The sequence below is a fragment of the Streptomyces sp. NPDC046870 genome (assembly GCF_040704595.1).
GTDB classification, from domain to species: Bacteria; Actinomycetota; Actinomycetes; order Streptomycetales; family Streptomycetaceae; genus Streptomyces; species Streptomyces argyrophylli.
Genome location: NZ_JBEYXM010000003.1, coordinates 151,526 through 169,518, shown reverse-complemented (window position 1 = coordinate 169,518; position 17,993 = coordinate 151,526). Strand labels below are relative to the sequence as shown.

General features: G+C 74.2%; 15 protein-coding genes. 6 read left to right on the top strand and 9 right to left on the bottom strand.

Annotated features, from left to right (window positions below):
- Position 1 precedes the first annotated feature (1 nt).
- From AB0946_RS09325 to AB0946_RS09285, 9 genes are all read right to left on the bottom strand, one after another.
- Positions 2 to 1,432: a DUF2252 domain-containing protein gene (locus AB0946_RS09325; protein WP_366759961.1), complete on the bottom strand. Its 1,431-nt coding sequence runs from the start codon at positions 1,430 to 1,432 to the stop codon at positions 2 to 4.
- Positions 1,433 to 1,563: 131 nt separating this feature from the next.
- On the bottom strand, positions 1,564 to 2,997 hold the full coding sequence (locus tag AB0946_RS09320; RefSeq protein ID WP_366759959.1) for an FAD-dependent monooxygenase: 1,434 nt from the start codon (positions 2,995 to 2,997) through the stop codon (positions 1,564 to 1,566).
- A 17-nt stretch (positions 2,998 to 3,014) separates the two neighbouring features.
- Positions 3,015 to 4,058 (bottom strand): methyltransferase, encoded by a 1,044-nt coding sequence (locus AB0946_RS09315; protein WP_366759958.1) that lies wholly within the window; start codon positions 4,056 to 4,058, stop codon positions 3,015 to 3,017.
- On the bottom strand, positions 4,048 to 4,995 hold the full coding sequence (locus tag AB0946_RS09310; RefSeq protein ID WP_366759957.1) for an NAD(P)-dependent oxidoreductase: 948 nt from the start codon (positions 4,993 to 4,995) through the stop codon (positions 4,048 to 4,050). Before AB0946_RS09310 ends, AB0946_RS09315 begins: the two co-directional genes overlap by 11 nt.
- The gene (locus tag AB0946_RS09305; protein WP_366760277.1) at positions 4,989 to 7,811 is read right to left on the bottom strand and encodes a non-ribosomal peptide synthetase; all 2,823 of its coding nucleotides are present in this window, start codon (positions 7,809 to 7,811) and stop codon (positions 4,989 to 4,991) included. The genes AB0946_RS09310 and AB0946_RS09305 overlap by 7 nt, the downstream gene beginning before the upstream one ends.
- A gap of 199 nt (positions 7,812 to 8,010) precedes the next feature.
- Complete coding sequence (locus AB0946_RS09300) at positions 8,011 to 8,409, bottom strand: cobalamin B12-binding domain-containing protein (RefSeq protein ID WP_366759956.1); 399 nt, start codon at positions 8,407 to 8,409, stop codon at positions 8,011 to 8,013.
- Between the two features lie 29 nt (positions 8,410 to 8,438).
- Complete coding sequence (locus AB0946_RS09295; protein ID WP_366759955.1) at positions 8,439 to 10,016, bottom strand: methylmalonyl-CoA mutase family protein; 1,578 nt, start codon at positions 10,014 to 10,016, stop codon at positions 8,439 to 8,441.
- 33 nt (positions 10,017 to 10,049) lie between these two features.
- Positions 10,050 to 11,063, bottom strand: coding sequence for a zinc-binding dehydrogenase (locus AB0946_RS09290; RefSeq protein ID WP_366759954.1), 1,014 nt, complete (start codon positions 11,061 to 11,063; stop codon positions 10,050 to 10,052).
- Positions 11,060 to 11,707 (bottom strand): MBL fold metallo-hydrolase, encoded by a 648-nt coding sequence (locus tag AB0946_RS09285; RefSeq protein WP_366759953.1) that lies wholly within the window; start codon positions 11,705 to 11,707, stop codon positions 11,060 to 11,062. Before AB0946_RS09285 ends, AB0946_RS09290 begins: the two co-directional genes overlap by 4 nt.
- Before the next feature lie 142 nt (positions 11,708 to 11,849).
- Between AB0946_RS09285 and AB0946_RS09280 the strand changes: the two genes are divergently transcribed.
- The 6 genes from AB0946_RS09280 to fabG all read left to right on the top strand — a co-directional run bounded on the left by AB0946_RS09280 (position 11,850) and on the right by fabG (position 17,989).
- Positions 11,850 to 12,776, top strand: a complete 927-nt coding sequence (locus AB0946_RS09280; protein ID WP_366759952.1) for an NADP-dependent oxidoreductase — start codon at positions 11,850 to 11,852, stop codon at positions 12,774 to 12,776.
- An 842-nt stretch (positions 12,777 to 13,618) separates the two neighbouring features.
- Positions 13,619 to 14,629, top strand: coding sequence for a ScbA/BarX family gamma-butyrolactone biosynthesis protein (locus tag AB0946_RS09275; protein ID WP_366759951.1), 1,011 nt, complete (start codon positions 13,619 to 13,621; stop codon positions 14,627 to 14,629).
- A 6-nt stretch (positions 14,630 to 14,635) separates the two neighbouring features.
- Positions 14,636 to 15,670 (top strand): ketoacyl-ACP synthase III family protein, encoded by a 1,035-nt coding sequence (locus AB0946_RS09270; RefSeq protein ID WP_366759950.1) that lies wholly within the window; start codon positions 14,636 to 14,638, stop codon positions 15,668 to 15,670.
- A gap of 74 nt (positions 15,671 to 15,744) precedes the next feature.
- Positions 15,745 to 15,984, top strand: coding sequence for an acyl carrier protein (locus tag AB0946_RS09265; protein WP_366759949.1), 240 nt, complete (start codon positions 15,745 to 15,747; stop codon positions 15,982 to 15,984).
- Entirely contained in the window at positions 15,984 to 17,234 is a 1,251-nt protein-coding gene (locus AB0946_RS09260) for a beta-ketoacyl-[acyl-carrier-protein] synthase family protein (RefSeq protein WP_366759948.1), read from the top strand. Before AB0946_RS09265 ends, AB0946_RS09260 begins: the two co-directional genes overlap by 1 nt.
- Positions 17,231 to 17,989: a 3-oxoacyl-ACP reductase FabG gene (gene fabG / locus AB0946_RS09255; RefSeq protein ID WP_366759947.1), complete on the top strand. Its 759-nt coding sequence runs from the start codon at positions 17,231 to 17,233 to the stop codon at positions 17,987 to 17,989. Before AB0946_RS09260 ends, fabG begins: the two co-directional genes overlap by 4 nt.
- Positions 17,990 to 17,993 lie beyond the last annotated feature (4 nt).

The window sequence follows — 17,993 nt, the reverse complement described above, 5'->3', positions numbered from 1 at the left end:
CTCAGACCCCCAGCTCCGCCTCGATCCGGCCCGCCTTGATTCCCGCGACCAGTTCGGCGTGGTCCGCCTCCGTGCGGTCGGCGTAGGCGACGGCGAACGCGGCGATCGCCTCGTCCAGCTCCTCGTTCTTGCCGCAGTAGCCGGCGATCAGCCGGGGGTCGGCGCTGTGGGAGTGGGCGCGGGCCAGCAGGGCGCCGGTCATGCGGCCGTAGTCGTCGACCTGGCCGGCGGCGAGGGCGGCCGGGTCGACGCTGCCCTTGCGGTTGCGGAACTGCCGCACCTGGTACGGGCGCCCCTCGACGGTGGTCCAGCCCAGCAGGATGTCGCTGACGATCTGCATCCGCTTCTGCCCGAGGACCACGCGACGCCCCTCGTGCGGCACCGCGGGCGCCTCGAAACCGGCCGTGACCAGGTGCGGGACAAGCGCGGAGGGGCGGGCCTCCTTCACCTGGAGGACCAGGGGCTCGCCGCGGTGGTCGAGGAGCAGGACGACGTAGGACCGGGTGCCGACACTGCCGGTGCCGACCACCCGGAAGGCGACGTCGTGCACCGCGTGCCGGGCGAGCAGCGGGTGGCGGTCCTCGCCGAGGGTGTCGACGTACGACTCCAGGGACGCGGCGACCGCGGCGGCCTCCGCGTCCGGTACCCGGCGCAGCACGGGCGGCGCGGGCACGAACCGGCGTCCGCCGTCCGGCGCCGGCTCGGTGGACTTGGCGGCGAACCGGCCGCTGGTGTTGGCCCGGGCCTTCTCCGAGACCCGCTGGAGGGTGCCGAGCAGGTCGTGGGCGTCGGTGTGGGAGACGAGTTCCTCGTCCGCGATGGCGTTCCAGGCGTCGAGCACGGGCAGCCGGGCGAGCAGCCGCATGGTGCGGCGGTAGGCGCCGGCCGCGTCCCGGGCCGCGGCACGGCAGGTGTCCTCGTCGGCGCCCGCCTCACGGCCGGCGAGCACCAGTGAGGCCGCGAGCCGCTTGAGGTCCCACTCCCAGGGGCCGTGCACGGTCTCGTCGAAGTCGTTGAGGTCGATCACGAGGCCGCCGCGGGCGTCGCCGTACAGCCCGAAGTTCGCCGCATGGGCGTCACCGCAGATCTGGGTGCCGATCCCGGTGGTGGGGGTGCGGGCGAGGTCGTAGGCCATGAGTCCGGCGGAGCCGCGCAGGAAGGCGAAGGGGGTGGCCGCCATCCGGCCCACGCGCAGCGGGGTCAGTGCGGCGATGCGGCCGGCGTTGGACCCGGCCACCGCGCTCACCGCGTCGGGGCGGGCGGCGTCCACCTCCAGCGTGCGGTGGGCGGAGCGCGGCACGCCCTCCCGGAGCGCCTTGCCCTCCTGCTTCGGCGAGCCCTGCGGTGGCCAGGCGGCGAACCCGCGCACCCTCGGCAGGCGGCGCGCGCCCCCGTCCACCACGTCCGTCGCTCCCCCATCGGTTCCGGTCACCGCGACCGCCTCCCCCGCACGACCCGTCCGCCTTCGCACAGGCGGCGGTACGAACATCGACTCGGCAGACCGTACCGCCGGTGGCCGGAACACGTCAGATCCTGGGGCCGCGTCGAGACGGGGGCCGGTGGTCAGGGTGCCGTGACCGGCCAGCGGTCCAGGGCCGTGCGCAGCGCGGCGCCGGTGGGGCCGTCGGCCGCCCAGGCGATGTGCGCGTCCGGGCGCACCAGCAGGGTGGTGCGCAACGAACCGGCGGGGGCGGCCAGTCGCAGCCACGGCGTCTCCGGCACCGGGCGGCCGTCGGTGATCAGCACGAACGTGCCGCCGCGCAGCACCTCGTACAGCCGCCGGCCGCCGGCGAGCCGCAGGTCGGGCACGCGGCGGCCGGTGAGCGGGTGGCTGCCGCGCGGGGCCGGGTAGGAGATGCCGATGCCGGAGAGCAGGCGCTCGCCCAGCGCGGTGACCGAGCTGAAACGGGAGACCACGGGCAGCGCGGTGTCGCGCAGCCGGCGTGCCGGGCCGCTGTGGGGGGCGTTGAGCACCCCGCGGGTGATCGCCCCGGAGACCCGCAGGGCCTGTCTGCCGACCGGGTGGCGCTCCCGCTCGTAGGAGTCGAGCAACGGCTGCCCGGCCCGTCCCCGCACCACGGCGGCCAGCTTCCAGCCCAGGTTGGCGGCGTCCTGGAGCCCGGTGTTCATGCCCATGCCGCCGGCGGGCGAGTGCACGTGGGCGGCGTCGCCCGCCAGCAGCACGCGCCCCTGCCGGTAGCGCACGGCCTGGCGTTCGTCGCTGTGGAAGCGTGAGATCCAGCGCGGGTCGTGCATGCCGTAGTCGGAGCCGAGCACCCGGCGCAGCAGGCCGGCCAGTTCCTCGGCCGCCACCGGCGCGTCGTCGGGCCGCTCGTCCCCGGCGATCCGGCCGATCGCCCGGTACCAGCCGTCGCCGAAGGGCACCAGGGAGGCGAAGCCGTACACGTTGGAGTTGGTGGTCACCGCGTCGGCGGGCACCTCCTTGAGCCGGACGTCGGCCAGCATCACCGAACGCACCACCGACCGGCCGGGGAAGCCGATCCCGGTCAGCCGCCGCACCGTACTGCGCACCCCGTCGCAGCCGACCGCGTACGCGGCCTCGTGGACGCCGGCGCCGGCCGTCTGCACCTCGACGTGGTCCGCCCGCTGCCGCAGCGCCACGACGTCCGCGCCGCGCACGATCCGCACCCCCGCGGCCAGCGCGCGCCGCTCCAGCAGCGCCTCGACGTGGTACTGCGGGGTGATCAGCACGAAGGGGTAACGGGTGCGCAGCCGGTGCAGATGCAGTTCGAGCTTGCCGAACACGCCGACCACCGGAGCCGTCCGGCCGAGACCGACCAGTTCGTCGGCGAGGCCGCGGGCGTCCAGCACCTCCAGGGTCCGGGCGTGCACCGCGAAGGAGCGGGTCATGTGGGCGTCGGCGTGCGCGCGCCGTTCCAGCAGGGTGACCCGCACCCCGGCCGTGGCCAGGTCACCGGCCAGCAGCAGGCCGGTCGGCCCGGCTCCCACCACCACGACGTCGGCGGCCGCTGTCATGGACGGGCTCCCTTCCCTCACCGCGCCGGCCGCCGCGCGGGCGTCGTGGCCACGATCATGTGCTGGTACGAGTCGACCGGCTGCACGTCCGTGACGACGAGACCCGCGCGCTCCACGAGGGAGAGCAGCCCCCGCCGGGTGTGCTTGCGGCCGCCGACGGTGAGCAGCATCCGCAGGTCCATGGCGGTGCTGAACCGCTGGCCCGGACCGTCGTCGACGAGGTTCTCGACGATGATCACCCGGGCGCCGCCGTCGGCCGTGGCGACGACGTTGCGGAGCACGACGACGGCGTCCTCGTCGTTCATCCCCAGGATGTTCTTGAAGACGTAGGCGTCGGCGCCGGCCGGGACCGTCTCCCGGCAGTCGCCGGCCACCAGGCGCGCCCGGTCGGCGAGCGCCCCGCCCTCGCGCAGCCGGGCGTCGGCTCCGGCGACCACGTCGGGCCGGTCGAAGAGGATGCCCCGCACGCCGGGGTGGCGTTCCAGCAGGGAGGCCAGCAGGAAGCCCTGCCCGCCGCCGATGTCGGCCACCGTCCGGGCCCCGGACAGCGGCAGAACCCCCGCGACCGCGGCGGCGGACTGCCTGCTCGCCTGGGTCATCGCCAGGTCGAACACCTGCGCCGACTGCGGCCAGGCGGCGTGCAGCTGGTCGAAGAACTCCCGGCCGTGCAGATCGACGAAGACGTCCTTGCCGGTGCGCACCGCCTCGTCGAGACGGCCCCACAGCTCCCAGGACCACGGCTCGGTCAGCCACAGCACGAGGTGGTGCACGCTGTCCGGGGTGCCGGTGCGCAGCAGCAGGGAGAGCCCGGTGTGGACGAACCGGCCGTCGGGGTCCTCGGCGAACACCTCGTGGCAGGTCAGCGAGCGCAGCAGGCGCCGCAGCGCGTCCGGGTCGGCGCCGATCGCGACGGCGAGTTCCTCCGCCGTGGCCGGGGTGTCACCGAGGGCGTCGGCGACACCGAGTTTCGCGGCCGCGCGCACGGAGGCCGCGCAGCCGGCGCTCAGCGCGCGCTCCAGCATGCCCAGCAGCTGCGGTTCGGTGGACGTGTCACTGGTCATGGGTCGGGACCTCTCTGTCGGGGCCGGCCTGCACACTGCCGGGGAAGTGCGCTTCCAGGGCCCGGCGGACCCCTTCGCGCCAGGGCGTCCGGCAGTCGCCGGCGAGGTGCTCGCGCAGGGTGGGGTCGAAGGCGACGACCGCGCGGGTGACGTCGCTCTCCACGAAGTCGACCGGGACTCCGGTGAGGCGCGAGACGTGGGTCATGAGGTCGGTCACGCCGACGACCTCGTCCCCTCCCCAGTTCACGACGGTCGCGGGGGAGTTCGCCGCGGCCCACAGCCGTGGCACGTGCCGGGCTATGTCGTCGGTGTGGATGGGCGAGCAGTGGTGCTGTCCCGCGCGGGGGACGGCGATCGGCTGCCCGGCGAGCATCTGCCGGAAGAGGATGACCGGCAGCCCGCCGTGTCCGTGGGGGCCGTAGGCCACGTTGAGCCGGGCGATGGTGGTGGGCAGGCCGAGTGTCACGGCGAGCGCGCGCACGGCGCCCTCGGTGGCCAGCTTGCCCACCGGATACGTCGGCAGCCACGCCGACTCGGCCCTCAGCGGATCGGACTCGGTGTACCGGTGGTCCAGGGACACGGGCGCGTAGAGGGCGCTGGTGGAGATGAACAGGAAGGCCTCGGCGGCGCGGCAGTGGGTCATCAGGCGGCCGGTGGCGACGGAGTTGACCGCCACCACCTCCTCGAAGTCGCCGTCGCCGCGCTCGACGGCGGCGTGCAGCACATGCGTGAAGTCGTCCGGGACCCCGTCGAGCGCGTCCGTGGCCATGTCCCAGCGCCGGGTGCGTATCCCCCGCTCCCGCAGCCGCGCGTGCGCCTGCCGGTCCTGGAAACGGCCCAGGCACCACACCTCGTTGTCCGCGGCGAGCGTCTCGGCGGTGGTGCGGGCCACCAGACCGGTGGCCCCGGTGATCAGGATCTTCTTGCCGGTCAGCATGCGGACTGCTCCGCCGCTCCCCGGCCGTCGGCCGGCGCGGACGGCGGCCCGGACAGGGCCCGGTCCAGCTCGGCGCGCAGGACCGACTGGAAGACGGCCACGTGCCCCGGGCCCATCAGCGTGTAGTGCTCGCCGGGCACCTCCAGGTACCGGGGCGCCTCCCGGGTGAAGTCCGCCCAGCGGCTGAGCTCGTTGTCCAGCCAGTCCTGCTTGGTGCCGCGCAGCGGGACGGCGTAGAAGACGCTCATCCGGGCGACGCTGCCGCCGGGCCGGTAGCTCCGGCCGAGGTCGGTCAGGCCGTCGGCGAGCCGTGCCCACGCGGTGAACCGCTCCAGGTCCAGGTCGAGTTCGGCGAGCCGGTCCGGGGGTGCGAGGGCGAGCAGCCGCCCGAGCTGCTCGCGCCGGCCGAGCGGGCGCAGCTCGCCGGGCAGGGTCCGCGCCTGCTGCGGGGTGATCAGCTCCAGGAACATCGCCAGGTTGACCGCCGTCTCGACGAAGTCGAGCTCCTCCATGCGGTACTTGATGTGCGGGGGCAGGTTGAAACTGCCGAGGAAGTCCACCCGCTCGCCGTCCGCCTCCAGCAGCTTGGCCACCTCGAAGGCCACCGCGGCACCGAAGGAGTACCCGGCGATCGCGTACGGGCCGTGCGGCTGCCGGGCGCGGATCGCGTCCGCGTAGGTGCGCGCCATCTCCTCGAAGCTCTCGAACGGCTCCTCGCCCGGGTTGAACCCGCGGGCCCGCAGCGCGTAGAAGGGCCGCTCGTGGACGAAGTACTTGGCCAGGTTGACGAAGACCAGCACCTCGCCGACCCCGGGGTGGACGCAGAAGAGCGGTGTCCCCTCACCGCTGGTCTGCAACGGGACGACCGGGTCGTACGGGACCGGCCGCGCGTCGTGGGCGGACTCGATCCGCGCGGCGAGTTCGCGGACGCTGGGTGAGGTGAGGATCGCCAGCACCGGCAGGTCGGCGCCGGGGAACCGCCGGGCGACCAGGCCGCGCAGGCGCAGGATGTCCAGCGAGGTCCCGCCGAGGTCGAAGAAGCCGGCGGTGGCGCTGATCGTGGACGGATCCGTCTCGAAGAGTTCGGCGTACAGTTCCGCGAGCGCCTCCTCCACCGGGCCGGCGGGGGCGACGTGACCACCGAGCTGCCGGGTCACCACCTCGTCGATCCGCGCCACGTGCCCGGCGAAGTCCCCGGCCTCCAGGCGGCGCCGCATCAGCGCGCGGGGTATCTTCCCCAGGCTCGTCTTCGGGAAGGCGTCCTTGGGCAGCGGCAGCAGCAGCGCCGGGCGGAAGCCCCAGTGCAGGACGACGCTGTTCCTGATGGCGACGATCAGGCGGTGCAGGGCCGCCTCGTCCCCGGCCACCCGGTCGGTGACCGCGAACGCGACCGCGAGCTGCTCGGTGTCGCCGCCCCGGGGGCGGATCGGGAACGCCGCGACGAACGACCGCTCCACCCCTTCGAGCTCTTCGACGACGGATTCGAGATCGTGGCTGTAGTAGTTGACGCCGTTGACGATGATGCTGTCCTTGCTCCGGCCCACCAGGGTCAGGCGCCCGTCGGCCAGCCGGCCGAGGTCGCCGGTCCGGAACCAGCCGTCGTGTGTGAACGCGGCCTGCGTGGCCTCCTTGTCGTTGTGGTAGCCGGCCGTGATCATCGGTCCGGCCAGCTGTACCTCCCCGACCTCGCCGTCGGCGAGCGGGGTGGTGCCGTCCTCGGCCGTGATCCTGATCCGCAGGCCGCTGACCGGCCGCCCGACCGCGGCGAACTCGGCTTCGAGGTCGGCGTCGGGGAAGTCGCGGTTGTAGATGCTGCCGGCGCAGGTCTCGGTCATGCCGAAGGCGGGCCACAGCGCCCCGCGGCGCAGACCGTACGGGGCCAGCCGTTCGAGGAATCCGGTGCCCGTGGCCACCGGGTTCGCCTCTCCGCCGGACACGATGTGCCGTACGCAGCCCAGGTCGACCGGCAGGGGAGCCGGCAGCTGGTCGACGGCCTTGTTGATCAGGCCCAGCAGGAAGTTGGGGGTGAACGTCATCGTCACCCGGTGGGCGTCGATGAGCCGGAGGAAGTGCAGCGGGTCCGCCAGTACCGGCTCCGGGGGCACGTGCACCTGGACGGCGCCCACCGACAGCGGCAGCAGATGCGCCTCCAGCAGTGCGGCGACGTGGTCGTACGAGATCCAGTTCAGCGTGACGTCGGCGGCGGTCAGGGACTGCGCCCGGGCCTTCGCGGCCATCGAGGCCAGCAGGTTGCCGTGGGTGAGCCGGACCGCCTTGGCGGCGCCGGTGGAGCCGGAGGTGAGCACCAGCAGCGCGACGTCGTCCGGCCCGGCGGTGGCGACCGCGACGGTCTCCGGGTCGGTGCCGGCCGCGACCGCGACCAGGTCCTCCAGGGTCACCACGGCCAGGCCGCCGACCGCGGGGAGCTCCTCGCGCGTGCGCCGGTCCGTCAGCACGAGCGGTCCCTCGAGCAGGGTGCCGGCGTGCGCCAGCTGGGCCGCCCAGCGCTGCGGGTCGTTACGGACCGGGACCAGCGGGCAGGCGGTGAACCCGCCGAGCAGGCACGCCCAGAAGGCGGGAAGGAAGTCCTCCGGCCGCTCCAGCAGCAGTGCCACGGTCCGCCACGGCCGGGCTCCGGCCTCCCGCAGGGCGTCGGCCAGGCGCAGCGCGTCGTCGAGGAGTCGCGGGTAGGTGTGCGGCGGCTGGTCCGCCAGGCCGTAGCGCAGGCCGTGCGCGGGGAATGCGGCCGCCGCGCGCACCAGCAGTCCGCCCAGGCCGGGGCTGTCCCCGCCGCGGGATGCGGCGGGGTGTCCCATCGATGTGCGGCCCTTCGTCATGAGCCTTTCTCCCCCTGTGAAGTCGCGTGGGATCGCGAGAAGTCGCGTGGGCGCGCGTGTGAGGCGCGTGAGTGGTGAGTCGCCTCGTGAACGTGAGGCGTGAGTCGCCTCGTGAACGTGAGGCGCGTGCGGTCGGCTCCGGGACGCGCCGGAGCCGTTCGGTGTGAAGGAGCCGGCGTCAGGACGGCCGGACGTGGGTGAGCACCCAGTCGGTGACCTCGCGGGTAGGCGTACCGGGCGTGAAGAGCGCGGCCACCCCCATCTCCCGCAGCGCGCCGGTGTCGGCGGCGGGGATGATGCCGCCGCCGAACACGGTGATGTCGGTGGCGTCAGCCTGCCGGAGCAGTGCGATGACCTCGGCGAAGAGGGTCATGTGGGCTCCGGAGAGGATCGACAGCCCGATGCCGTCGGCGTCCTCCTGGAGCGCGGTGTCGACGATCTGCCGGGGCGTCTGGTGCAGGCCCGTGTAGACGACCTCGACCCCGGCGTCGCGCAGGGCGCGGGCGACGACCTTCGCGCCACGGTCGTGGCCGTCGAGGCCGGGCTTGGCGATGACGACGCGCAGGGGCGCGGACATGAGGGTCTCCGTCTTCCTCTCCGGGTGGCTCACCACGTCTCGCCGGGGCTGTAGGTGCCCCACACCTCGCGCAGGGCGTCGCAGACCTCCCCGATGGTCGCGCGGGCCTTGAGGGCGTCCTTGAGCGGGTAGAGCAGGTTGTCGTCGCCCCGGGCGGCCTCGCGCACCTCGGCCAGGGCCGCGTCCACGGCCCGCCGGTCGCGTTCGGCGCGGAGCACGGCCAGGCGTGCGGCCTGCTGGGCCTCGATCGCGGGGTCGACGCGGAGCGGCTCGTAGGGTTCCTCCTCCGCGAGCTGGAAGCGGTTGACACCGACCACGACCCGTTCGCCGCTGTCGGTCTCCTGGGCGATGCGGTAGGCGTTGCGTTCGATCTCGGTCTTCTGGAAGCCGTGCTCGATCGCGCCGACCGCGCCGCCGAGGTCCTCGACCTTGCCCATCAGCTCCAGCGCGGCCGCCTCGACCTCGTCGGTCATCCGCTCGACGACGTAGGAGCCGGCGAAGGGGTCGACCGTCGCCGTGACGTCCGTCTCGTGGGCGAGGACCTGCTGCGTCCGCAGGGCCAGCCGCGCGCTCTTGTCCGTGGGCAGCGCGATCGCCTCGTCGAAGGAGTTGGTGTGCAGCGACTGCGTGCCGCCCAGCACCGCCGCCAGGCCCTGCACCGCCACCCGGACCAGGTTCACCTCCGGCTGCTGGGCGGTCAGCTGCACCCCGGCCGTCTGCGTGTGGAACCGCAGCATCATCGACTTCGGGTTCGCCGCCCCGAACTCCTCCTTCATCACCCGTGCCCAGATACGGCGCGCGGCACGGAACTTGGCGACCTCCTCCAGGATCGTCGTCCGCGCGACGAAGAAGAACGACAGCCGGGGCGCGAAGTCGTCCACGTCCATCCCCGCCGCCACGGCCGTGCGCACGTACGCGATGCCGTCGGCGAGGGTGAACGCGATCTCCTGAGCGGGGGAGGCCCCGGCCTCCGCCATGTGGTAGCCGGAGATCGAGATCGTGTTCCACCTCGGGATCTCGGCCCGGCAGTACTTGAAGATGTCCGCGACCAGCCGCAGGGAGGGCTTGGGCGGGAAGATGTACGTGCCCCGGGCGATGTACTCCTTGAGCACGTCGTTCTGGATCGTGCCCGTCAGCCTGTCCGCCGGGACGCCCTGCTCCTCCGCGACCAGTTGGTACAGCAGGAGCAGCAGGGCCGCCGGGGCGTTGATCGTCATCGAGGTGGACACCTTGTCCAGCGGGATGCCGTCGAACAGCACCCGCATGTCCTCGATCGAGTCGACGGCGACGCCCACCTTGCCGACCTCGCCGTGCGCGATCGGCGCGTCGGAGTCGTGGCCCATCTGGGTGGGCAGGTCGAAGGCGACCGACAGACCCGTCGTGCCGTTGGCGATCAGCTGCTTGTAGCGGGCGTTGGACTCCACGGCCGTGCCGAAACCGGCGTACTGGCGCATCGTCCACGGCCGGCCGGTGTACATCGTCGGGTACACGCCACGGGTGAAGGGGTACGCCCCCGGCTCACCCAGCTTGACCGCCGGGTCCCAGCCCGCCAGGGCCTCGGGCCCGTACACCGGCTCGACGGGCAGTCCCGACTCCGACTCGCGCATGCCTCCCCCTCGTTCGAATCCGGCACCCGGTGGTCAGGCGCGGACGTCCAGCACGTACTTGCCGGTGGACGCCCGCGTCTCCAGCAGCTCGTGGGCGTGGGCGACGTCCTTGAGCGGCAGCACGTGGACGTCCACGCGGACCGTTCCGGCGGCGACCTCCGCGAGCGCCCGCTCCAGGTGGGCGCGGAGCAGCCGCGGGGCCCGGCCGGCGACGCCGCCGAGGTTGTAGCCGACGAGCGAACTGTTGGTGTACCAGGGGTGGTTGCCCTCGAAGGTGACGTCCTCGGCGGCCGCGTTGCCGAAGATGACGTGCCGTCCGAACGCCGCGAGCAGGCCGGTCACGGACGACCGGAAGGCGCCGCCGACCGAGTCCAGGACCAGGTCGGCGCCCGCGCCGCCGGTCCGCTCGGCCACCTCGCGCTCCAGGTCGTCGTAGGAGACCACGCTGTCGTAGCCGAAGCCGCGCGCGTACTCGGCCTTGGCCGGGCTGCTGGTCACACCGATGACCGTGCCCGCGCCCAGGGTCCGGGCCAGCTGGGCCGCGGCCGTGCCGACGCCGCCCGCCGCGGCCAGGACGACCACGCTCTCGCCCTCGGCGAGGTGACCGGCGGAGGTGAGCACCCCGAGGGCGGTCGTGACGTTGCACAGGGCGCCCGCGGCCAAGGCGCCGTCCAGGCCCGCGAGCGGGCCGTCCAGCCGTACGGCGTGCTCCGCGCCGACGGCGACCACCTCGGCGTTGCCGCCGCCGCCCAGGGTCAGGGCGGCCACGCGCTCGCCGGGCCGGAAGCCGGTGACGCCGTCGCCGACGGCACGGACCGTGCCGACCGCCTCCAGGCCCGGGTGGTGCGGAAGGCCGACCGGGAACTGGCCGCGCCGGAACATGACCTCGGCGAAGTTGACGCCCGCGTGCGTGACGTCGACGGTGATCTGCCCGGGTTCCGGCTCGGGGACCGGGACGTCGGCGACGGCCAGGACGGACGGGCCGCCGAAGGACTCGAAGCGTACGGCGCGCATGAGGCTCCCTGGGGTCTGCTGGGTGTTCGTCATCGGATTCCTGTCTGGCTGAGCGTGGCGGCGGGGCCGTGTCCGGTGAGCAGGCGCGTGCCGCCCGGACAGGTGGCGGCGACCGTGCGCAGCGAGGCGTCCAGGCTCGCCGGACTGGCGCCGGGGGCGTCCGCGCGGCCCCTGCCGCCGGCCAGCAGGGTGTCGCCGGTGGCCAGGACCGGGGCGTCCGCGTCGGCGTCGCCGAAGCGGAACATGACGGACCCCCCGGTGTGGCCGGGTGTGTGCAGCACGGTGACCGGCATGGCCGCGAAGTCCAGTTCGCCGCCGTCGGCCGGGATCTCGGCGACCTGCTCCGGCTCCTGGTCGGGGTGGCCGACGAGCAGTTCGCGCGGGAAGGTGTCCGGCAGGCCCTTGGCGGGAGCGCCGAACTGGTAGCGGTCGGCGGGATGGATCCACGCCGGGATGCCGTAGCGCCGGGCGAGCGGCACGGCGTCCCAGGTGTGGTCCATGTGGCCGTGGGTGATCAGGATCGCTTCCGGTTCGAGCCGGTGGGCCCGTACGGCCTCGACGACCGCGTCGGCGGCGTCGTGCCCCGGGTCGACGATGAGGCACGGAGCGCCGCGCCCGGGGGCGACGATGTGGACGTTGGTGCCGAACTTGCCGGTGGCGGCGGACAGAACGAGCATGCCGCGACTCTGTCTTAGCCTTCGGCCATATGTCAATTGGCGTTTGTGAAGCAGAACTCTGGCTCATCGCTGACCTATAGTGCGTGTCGGCACCGGTGCGCACCGGCCCGGTGCGCGGTCGCGTCGTCAGGGGGTTCGTGGGATGAAGGCCATTGCCGTCCAGCGCTACGGAGGACCGGAGGTCCTCGAGCTGATGGACCTGCCGGAGCCGCGGCTCGGGCCGGACGTGGTGCTGGTCCGGGTGCGCTACGCCGGGGTCAACCCGGCCGACTGGAAGATCCGCGAGGGGTACATCCACGACTGGTTCGAGGCCCACTTCCCCATGGTCATGGGCTGCGACCTGTCCGGTGTGGTCGAGCGCGTCGGCCTGGGCGTCACCGAGTTCGCGCCCGGGGACGAGGTCGTAGGTTACGTACGCGCCGACCACATGCAGCGCGGCACCTACGGCGAACTCGTGGCCGCGCCGGTGCGCACCCTGGCGCGCCGTCCGCGCGCCCTGGACTGGCGGCAGTCCGCCGGTCTGCCGGCCGCCGGCCTCACCGCCTACCAGGCGCTGCGCCGCCACCTCCAGATCGGCCCCGGTGACGTGCTGCTCGTCCACGCGGCGGCCGGCGGGGTCGGCTCCCTCGCGGTGCAGATCGGACGGGCCCTCGGCGCCCGCGTCATCGGCACGGCGAGCGAGCGCAACCACGACTTCCTGCGCTCGCTCGGCGCCGAGCCGGTGACCTACGGCCCCGGTCTGGCCGACCGGGTGCGGGCGCTGGCCCCGGCGGGCGTCGACGCGGTGTTCGACCTGATGGGCGGTGACACCCTCCTCGGCTCCCCCGCGCTGCTGCGGCCCGGTGGCCGGCTCGCCTCGATCTCCGGCGACGTCACCGGACTCGGCGGGCGCTACGTCTTCGTCCGCCCCGACCCGGCCGACCTCGCCGCCCTGGTGGACCTCGCGGACCGCGGCGAGCTGACGGTGCACGTCAGCGCGGAGTTCCCACTGGCGGACGCGGCCCGGGCACACGAACTGGTGGCGGGCGGCCACGTACGCGGAAAGGTCGTACTGGCGGTGACGCCGTAGGGCACGAGAGGCCGAGGGCCGCAGGGCCGTGAGGCCGAGAGCCGCAGCCCCGTGAGGCCGAGAGCCGCAGGGCCGTATGGGGCCGAGGGGCCGTCGGGCCGCCGGGCCGCCGGGCCCTGAGCCCCGTAGGCCCGTGAGGCCGCAGGGCCGGGAAGGCCCGTGGGGCCGCGAGGCCGAGAGCCGTAAGCCATGGGCCATGAGCCGCGTGAGGCCGAGGGACCATCGGGCCGCCGGGTCATGAGCCCTAAGGAGCCAAGGGACCGTCGGACTGCCGGGCCATGAGCCGCGTGAGGCCGAGAGGCCGATGTGCCGAGGGCCGTAGGCCCATGAGGCCGAGGGCCATGAGCTCCGTGAGACCGAGGGCCATGCGCCCCCGCGCCCCTGGGGCCACAGAGCCGAGAGGCCGCAAGGCCGGGAAGGCCGCAGGGCCGGGAAGGCCCGTGAGGCCGAGGGCCATCAGCCCCGCGCCCGTGAGGCCGAGGGCCATCGGCCCCGCGCCCGTGGGGCCGCAGGGCCGTAGGAAGGTGGCGTGAGGCCGTCGGGAGGGACCGGCGGCCGGGAGCGCCGGTGTCTGTCCGGAAAGGGCCGTCCCCCCGAGGGGCGGCCCTTTTCGCGTGCCCGGGTCTGCCCGTCACCCGTTCTCCAGTGATCCTCCAGCGACCGTCGAGCCGTCCCTCACAGAGCCGTCGGCCGGGCTCCCCGGCGTCCTCGGGTGGGCCCCCCGGCGTCCTCGGGTGGGCCCCCCGGCGCTCTCGGCCGAGCCCTCAGAGGCGGCTGCCAGGCTCTTTCCGTGCCCCCCACGGTGGGCCGCCGAAACAAGACCACGGACGAATGGACTGGGCATGACCCTTGCTGAGCAGGAGCGGACGGCAGCCGTCCCGGCCGCCCCCGAACTCGCCTACCAGCGTTCGATGGACCGTGTGCTGGTGCACCGCCGCGCCGTCATGGAGGTCTTCGTCACGGACGCGGCACGGCTCGGTGAGGACCGCTTCGCCGTGGCCGTCCAGGCGCCCCGCGCGCACGCCTACTACAACGACCACACGCAGCGGCCCGCACTGCTCGACCCGTTGTTCCTCCTGGAGGCCGCCCGGCAGGCGGTCACCGTCGTCGCGCACCAGTGGCTGGACGTCTCGTACGACACGTCCTTCCTGATCAGCGACTGGACCACGGAGTTCACCGACCTGCCGGCGCTGCGCACCCGCGGTGACGCGCCGGACGAGCTGGTGATCGAGATCGGCACCCGGGACCTGCGGCGGCGCGGCACCCGGCTGCTGGCCGCCACGCTGGACTGCGCGTTCGTGGCGGGCGGCCGGCGGGCCGGTACGAGCGTGATCGTGGCCGGGTACCTCAGCCGCGACGGCTACCAGGCCCATCGCGCCAAGAGCCGGGGGACCGTGCCGCCGCTCTCCTCCCAGCGGCCGGACACCCGGGCCGGCACCCCCGTGGAGCCGGCGCTCGTCGGCCGGGAGCGGCCCGGCAACGTGGTGCTGGTCGACGTCGAGCGCCCGGGCGGACCGCTCGCCCTGCGCGCCGTCCTGGACGTCCCGGCGCGGCACCCGGCGATGTACGACCACCCGCTGGACCACGTGCCCGCGATGGCGCTGATGGAGGCCGCCCGGCAGGCGGCCGTCCTCGCCGCCGGGGCACCGGCCGACGAGCGGTACGCGCACGCCTTCCGCGCCACCTTCGGGCGGTTCGTGGAGCTGGACAGTCCGGTCACCGTCACCGTGACGCCCGTCGACGGCGGGCGCCACGCGGTCGACTTCCGGCAGGACGGCGTGTCCGTGTGCACCGCCGAGGTCGGCGTCACCCGGCTCCCGGCGGCGTCGGCCGCGCACCCGGACGGACGGTGACCCGGCGTGCGGCTCACCTCACCCCTCGGGCTGGTCGCCGCGGCCTGGTACCCGGAGCGGCGGCAGACCGTCGAACAGGCCCTGGCCGCCGGTGACATCGACGCCCGCACGGCACGTGAACTCGGCTACACCTCCCTGCCGGTGAGCGAGGACACCGCGCCGCCGGACATGGCCGTCGAGGCCGCCGGCCAGGTGCTGGCGCTGTCCGGCGTCCAGGCCGACGACCTGTCGATGGTGCTCCACGCGAGCGTCCACCACCAGGGCCACGACGCCTGGTCCGCCCCGCACTACGTCGCCCACCGGCTGGGCGCCCGGCACGCCCTGCCGATCGGACTGCTCCAGCAGTGCAACGGCGGTGCCGCCGGCATCGAGCTGGCCGCCGGCCGGCTGCAGGGCGATCCGGCGGCCGGGCCGGCGCTGGTGACCACCGCCGACCGCTTCCTGATGCCGAGCTGGCACCGCTGGCTCAGCGACTACGGCATGGCGGCCGGTGACGCCGCCACCGCCGTCCTCGTCCACCGCCTCACCGGGTCGGCACCGGCGCCGGACCTGCTGCTGCGTGCCCTGGTGTCGAAGGCCGCACCGGAACTCGAGGTGATGCACCGCGGCGACGACGAGCTCAACGCGACCCCCATGGGCCACAGCCCGATGATCGACGTCCGGCGCACCAAGCGCGCCTTCATCAAGACCTACGGCGTGGACTTCTTCCTGAAGACCGCCGCGGACCGCATCCGCTCCGTCGTCGAGGAGTGCCTGGCCGACGCCGGGCTCGCCGCCGACGACCCACGGCTGCGCTACGCGGTGATACCGCGCCTGGGCAGCAAGGCGATGGCGGAGGCGTACCTGCCGCCGCTGACGGAGGTCACCAGCGCCGAGGTGCTCGACCTCGGCCGGGCGACCGGGCACGTGGGGGCCGGCGACCTCAACGCCTCCCTCGCCGACCTGGCCCGCACGGACCTGCTGGCGCCCGGGCAGTACGCGCTGGTGCTCAACGGTGGCGGCGGGTTCACGTTCACCGCGATGGCGGTCGCCAGAGCCTGAACCCGACCGGTCCACACCGGTCCCCACCTGTCCCCACCCATCCGAACCGGATCACACCACTCAAGGAGACACCCATGTCCGCACAGCAGGACCGCCTCTTCACCCTCGTCGTCGACAAGCTGGGCGTCGACCCCGAGCAGCTGTCCCCCGCCGCCACCCTCGACGCCCTCGAACTCGACTCGCTGCTGCTGATCGAGCTCAGCGTCCTCGTGGAGAAGGAGTTCGGCGTCCAGCTCGACGAGACGGCGCTGACCCCCGAGTCCACCCTCGGCGACATCCTCGCCGCCCTCGACGCCAAGGTCTCGGTGGCCTGATGGCGGGCACGGGAGCGCAAGGGCGCACGCGGCGCTTCGACGTCGCCGTCACCGGGGTGGGTCTGGTCACCCCGGCCGGTGTGGGCGTGCGGGCCAACGTCGAACGGGTCTGGTCGGGCGCGTCGACCGCGGCCGCCGACCCGGACCTCGCCGGGCTGCCCGTCGACTTCGCCTGCCGGGTACCGGACTTCGACGCCGGCGCGCTGCTCGGCCGGCGCACGGCGGTCCGCATGGACCCCGTCAGCCACTTCGGCGTGGTGGCGGCCCGGCAGGCGGTCGAGGACGCCGGTCTCGACCCGGCGTCCTGGGACGGTGCCCGGGTCGGCGTGGTCGTCGGCACCTCGCTGGGCGGCTGGTCCACGGTCGAGCGGGAGCACGGCAAGCACCTGGCCGACGGGGCGAAGTTCGTCTCGCCGCTGCTGATGGTGATGGGCCCGGTCAACATGACCGCCGGCTACATCGCCATGGACCTCAAGGCACTGGGCCCCAACCAGGTCGTCTCCACGGCCTGCGCCTCCGGCAACACGGCGATCGGGTACGCCCGCGCCCTGCTGGAGTCCGGGGCCTGCGACATCGTCCTGGCCGGCGGCGCGGAGGCGGCGATGTCCCCGACCGCGATGGCGAGCCTCGCCACGGCCGGGGCGCTCTCCACGCGCACCGACGACCCCGCGTCCGCCTCCCGCCCGTTCGACGCCGACCGGGACGGGTTCGTCGCGGGGGAGGGCGCGGCCATGCTGGTGCTGGAGCGGGTCGAGGACGCGCGGGCACGCGGTGCCCGGGTCCGGGCCCGGGTCTCCGGGTTCGGCGCGTCCGCCGACGGGCACCACGCCTCCGCGCCCGACCCGACGGGCGGCGGTGCCGAGCGGGCCATCCGGGCGGCGCTCGCCGACGCGGTGCTGGAGCCCGGCGACGTCGACCACGTCAACGCGCACGGCACCTCGACCCCGCTCAACGACATCACCGAGGCCGGAGTGATCCGCCGGGTGTTCGGCGAGAAGCCCGCCGTCACCTCCACCAAGGGCGTGGTCGGCCATCTGCTGGGCGCGGCCGGCGCGGCCGAGGCCGTCTACACGGTGCTCGCCGTCGAGCAGCGGCTCGTCCCGCCGACCGCCAACCTGACCAGCCTCGACCCGGGGATCGGGGTCGACGTCGTCGCCAAGGACGCCCGGGCGATGGAGATCGGTGCCGCGGTGAACAACTCCTTCGGCTTCGGCGGCCAGAACGCGGTGATCGTGGTGACTCCGGCATGACGGACGCCTCCGTGGCCACGGCCGCCGGCGCTGCCGGCACCGCCGCGCCGACGGGCCGTTCCGTGCTCGTCACCGGCGGAAACCGCGGTATCGGACTGGCCGTCGCCCGTTCGCTCGCCGCGCGGGGCGACCGGGTGGCGGTCACGTACCGCACCGGCGAACCCCCGGCGGGGTTCCTCGCGGTGCGCTGCGACGTCACCGACGAGGAGCAGGTGGAGCGCGCCTTCAAGGAGGTCGCGGCCGCCCAGGGCGCGGTCGAGGTGCTGGTCGCCAACGCCGGGATCGCCCGGGACGGACTGCTGCCGGCCCTCGCCGACGACGCCGTCGACGCGGTGCTCGACACCAATCTGCGGGCGGTCATGCGGGTCGCCCGGCACGCCTCCCGGGCCATGATCGGGGGCCGCTGGGGCCGGATGGTGCTGATCTCCTCGGCCGTCGCGTTCACCGGCTCGCCGGGCCAGACCGCCTACACCGCCGCGAAGGCGGGCCTGGTCGGCCTGGCCCGGTCCCTGGCCTGGGAACTGGGCGGCCGCGGCATCACCGTCAACGTCGTCGCCCCCGGCCTCGTCGAGACGGACATGCTGCGCGAGGTGCGCCCGGCCCGGCTGGAGCAGTACCTGTCGATGACGCCGCTCGGCCGCGCCGCGACCCCCGACGAGGTGGCCGCGGCCGTGCGGTTCCTCACCAGCGAGCAGGCCACGTACATCACCGGCGCCGTGCTGCCGGTCAGCGGTGGGCTGGGCATGGGCCACTGACGTC